General features: G+C 57.9%; 5 protein-coding genes. All 5 read left to right on the top strand.

The annotated features are described in order from the left end of the window. Window positions 1-415 (top strand): RNA polymerase sigma factor sigma-70 region 4 domain-containing protein (locus D6T64_RS22360; protein WP_158594737.1); only part of this gene is annotated, 415 nt, incomplete at its 5' end. 507 nt (window positions 416-922) lie between these two features. Beyond that, window positions 923-1,132 carry an ABC transporter ATP-binding protein gene (locus D6T64_RS00130; protein ID WP_119970262.1) on the top strand — a complete coding sequence of 70 codons (210 nt, stop codon included), beginning with the start codon at window positions 923-925 and terminating at the stop codon, window positions 1,130-1,132. A gap of 126 nt (window positions 1,133-1,258) precedes the next feature. After that, window positions 1,259-1,672, top strand: coding sequence for a hypothetical protein (locus D6T64_RS00125; RefSeq protein ID WP_119970260.1), 414 nt, complete (start codon window positions 1,259-1,261; stop codon window positions 1,670-1,672). 29 nt (window positions 1,673-1,701) lie between these two features. Then, window positions 1,702-1,983, top strand: coding sequence for a hypothetical protein (locus D6T64_RS00120; RefSeq protein WP_119970258.1), 282 nt, complete (start codon window positions 1,702-1,704; stop codon window positions 1,981-1,983). A 410-nt stretch (window positions 1,984-2,393) separates the two neighbouring features. Further along, window positions 2,394-3,014: hypothetical protein (locus D6T64_RS22030; RefSeq protein WP_147364377.1), on the top strand; the 621-nt coding region annotated here is incomplete at its 3' end.

The following is a 3,014-nucleotide window of genomic DNA, read 5'->3' as shown; positions in this document are numbered from 1 at the left end:
GCCTGACGCCGCCGACGAACAGATACCAAATCCTGACGCGCTAAACCCCATTGTCACCGGGGAAGACGCCCACATCGTCACCCCGGGAGACGTTCAACAGCAGTTCGCCAACGTCTATCGGGCCTGGTATCACGAAACGTATGGGGACGCAAGTTTCAACGCGGTGGACGCCGCTGAAATCCCCGAAGCCGGCTTCGGGCACCATGAGGACGTTGTAGTAAGGGTGTCCACCCAGCACGAGATCCGACGCGTGCTCGCGACGATCAAAGACCCAAGAGTGAAACAGGCATTTGTGCTCTCATCAGCAGGCCACAGCCACGTCGAAATTGCCCGGCGCCTCGGCGTGACGGACAAGGCCGTCGAGCGGATGATGGCCAATGAGCGCGACCGACAGAGAAGGGAAAATGTTGCATGACTAGTTTCAAGTCCCGAGTGGAGCAGTCGTCTATAGGCACGCGTCAGGGCCAAGCTGCCCGACGTACTGTAACCACCCGAGTTGCAGCCGCGATTGTGAACAAGGCGAACGCAGCGCCCCCGAGCAACGGGAAAAATACTTCCAAGATAGTTGGGGGGAAATGACGATGCCCGCACATATAGCTGAACGCCAGCATCCAGCTGGTGACATAACTCAATAATGAAAATGGCCGACCCGCGTCAACGAGTCGGCCGACCAAGTCCTGAGATTAGGCAGTCCTTATGGTGAAGACTGACTATACCGGAGTCTCCGGCTGTTACGGAACAGCCCTCCTCTCTCAGGCACTACCCCTGAGAGAGGAGGTTGAAATGGCAACTCGCGTTGTGCGCATCGTTCGCATCAAGCCCGTCATTGTCCGAGTCACGGTCACCACGACCACTCGGCGTCCGTAGTAACCAGTCGGGAGTGTCCCTAGTGAATCTCCCACAACTCCGAAGGAGGCCCACAATGGGTCAATCTGTAAATCGCAGTGCAAAGTCCGGAAAGTTCGTCTCCAACGCCGCCGCAGCTCGGTGGCCATCCAAGACGACGACCGAGCGTGTGGGCAACGGAACGGGCAATGCTCGCTCCGTGAACCGTTCAGCGTCAACGGGACAGTTCGTCAACGATCGGGCTGCCAAGAACAACCCGGATGGCACGATCACCCAACGGGTCTAGTTTCCGCAGGTGGGGCGACAGCAAAAGTTGTCGCCCCTCCTTATCCGTGTCCGGGCAGCGTCGACCAATGCAGCCCATGCATTCGACGTCGGCTGCAATGTCGTAGGTAGATGACACTATGGGTACATGCCCGAACCCCTCAGCATTATCGGAATCGACACCGAAAACGTCGGCCATCCTCGCAACGACGGGACACCAGGTTCGGGTTTGTACGCCGTACCGGTGAAACTCTCCCGCGCGCCGTCAGGCAGAGAAGCAAGACTGCTCGTTCACTTCTGGGACAACCCGAACACCTGGACAACAATGCACAGGCAGGGGATCGCGAGGGTCTCGGGGTCATCTCTCATTCTCGATGGCACAACCATCGAAGAGGTGCGGGATACCCACGTCGCGACGGTACGGCAGACGGTCGCCGCCACAAACGCTGAATACGCGTCCGAGCTCGCAACCGCAGAACGAGAACGCGAGTCCGACGAAGCGCGCAAAACTGCGCACGAGGCAGTCGTTCGCAAGGTCGCAAACGACATGCGATTCGAATAGATCACTGAACTGCTAGGAGCGCATCCCCCATGTCCACACTTTTGATCACCTATGACCTGAACAGCCCAGGCCAGAAATACGACGCGCTCCACGAGGCGATCAAGGCCCAAGGCAGCTGGTGGCACTACATGGAATCCACCTGGATCGTGGTTACGAGTCAGACGCCGCGGGAAGTATTCGCCGCGCTCAACGCTCACATGGACGGGACAGACCGAGCAATTGTCATCGACATCAGCGGTAGGGAATATTCGGGGTGGCTGGCCAAAGACGCCTGGGAGTGGCTGCGGAAGTTCGTCGGACCGTCCTCGTGACAAAACTCGCAGCTGGCGCGACTTTGCCCCGTAGCACGGGGTGGATACGTGTGACTTCTGCTTAGCGACATTGTGCATCGTAGGCGCGGGCCTTAACCCGCATCGTGATGCCCGCCAAAATTTTCTTAGATCATCGTCACATTGGCCGAGTGCCTATCGTTTGCAACATGAAGAATAAATGACGGAATATGTGACAAATTCAGGCTTCCTGAGCCTTACGATCGTTATGTCACGTAATCGAACGTATAGATGACACGTGTCGAGCATGGGTTGAGTGTCCGTTAGCCGAACCCCATATGGAAAACAGCGCCTTGGACTCTGGAGCTGTCCGCCAACTCTGACAGGTAACGAGTTGTCATCGGACGATTCTGTAGTGCGTCAGTCACGCGCGGCAATGGGACACTCTTGACATGACTTCCAATATTCAGACGAGATCGCGCCTGGGCGTGGTGTTTCCAGCGGTGGCCATTGTGGGCGTCACCTGGTTGGTTTTCTGGATGGCGCAAGGATTCCCCACGATGTGCGCTCTCGTTGCCCCGTGCCCGGGGCGTGATGTGAGGGTTGTACCCGCTTTACTTTTCGGCGGGTCGATGCTCGCACCGTTGGTAGCGGTGATCCTCTCGTCCTCCGTCCGGTCACGAGCGGGGTGGGTCGTCCGACTGTCTTATCTCGTCCTCGTGTTGCTGGCGGTTGTTGGGTACGGAGTCATCAGCTTCAGTGGTGGTTTCGGCGTGACGGCGGAATTTTTAGTTGGTCTTCTCGGGACCTGCGGGACAGTAGTGCTCGCCTATCTTGGAATCGTTGCGCTTCGACGGGAGACGTCGGAGGCAACCTACCCAGAAGGAACTAGGTTTCTGAGCCCACGGATCGTAAAAGGGGCGATCGTCGTCGTCGTAGTGGTCTTGGCAGTCGTGTTGATCCTGTTCGCGCGCTGTTGTCCGTCGCGTTATTTGACGGTGGCGGCGTCATCGTCGGTGACGATGTCCGGGTCTGGAAAAGCCCCGCCGGATGATTCCGGCGGGGCTTTCATC

It is taken from the genome of Cryobacterium melibiosiphilum (assembly GCF_003602235.1).
GTDB lineage: Bacteria > Actinomycetota > Actinomycetes > Actinomycetales > Microbacteriaceae > Cryobacterium > Cryobacterium melibiosiphilum.
This window is presented reverse-complemented; position numbering and strand designations above follow the sequence as displayed.

Bases quoted from the DNA above. Each gene is read 5' to 3' on its own strand.
- D6T64_RS00130 (WP_119970262.1), top strand. From the start codon at position 923: ATGGGTCAATCTGTAAATCGCAGTGCAAAGTCCGGAAAGTTCGTCTCC.
- D6T64_RS00125 (WP_119970260.1), top strand. From the start codon at position 1,259: ATGCCCGAACCCCTCAGCATTATCGGAATCGACACCGAAAACGTCGGC.
- D6T64_RS00120 (WP_119970258.1), top strand. From the start codon at position 1,702: ATGTCCACACTTTTGATCACCTATGACCTGAACAGCCCAGGCCAGAAA.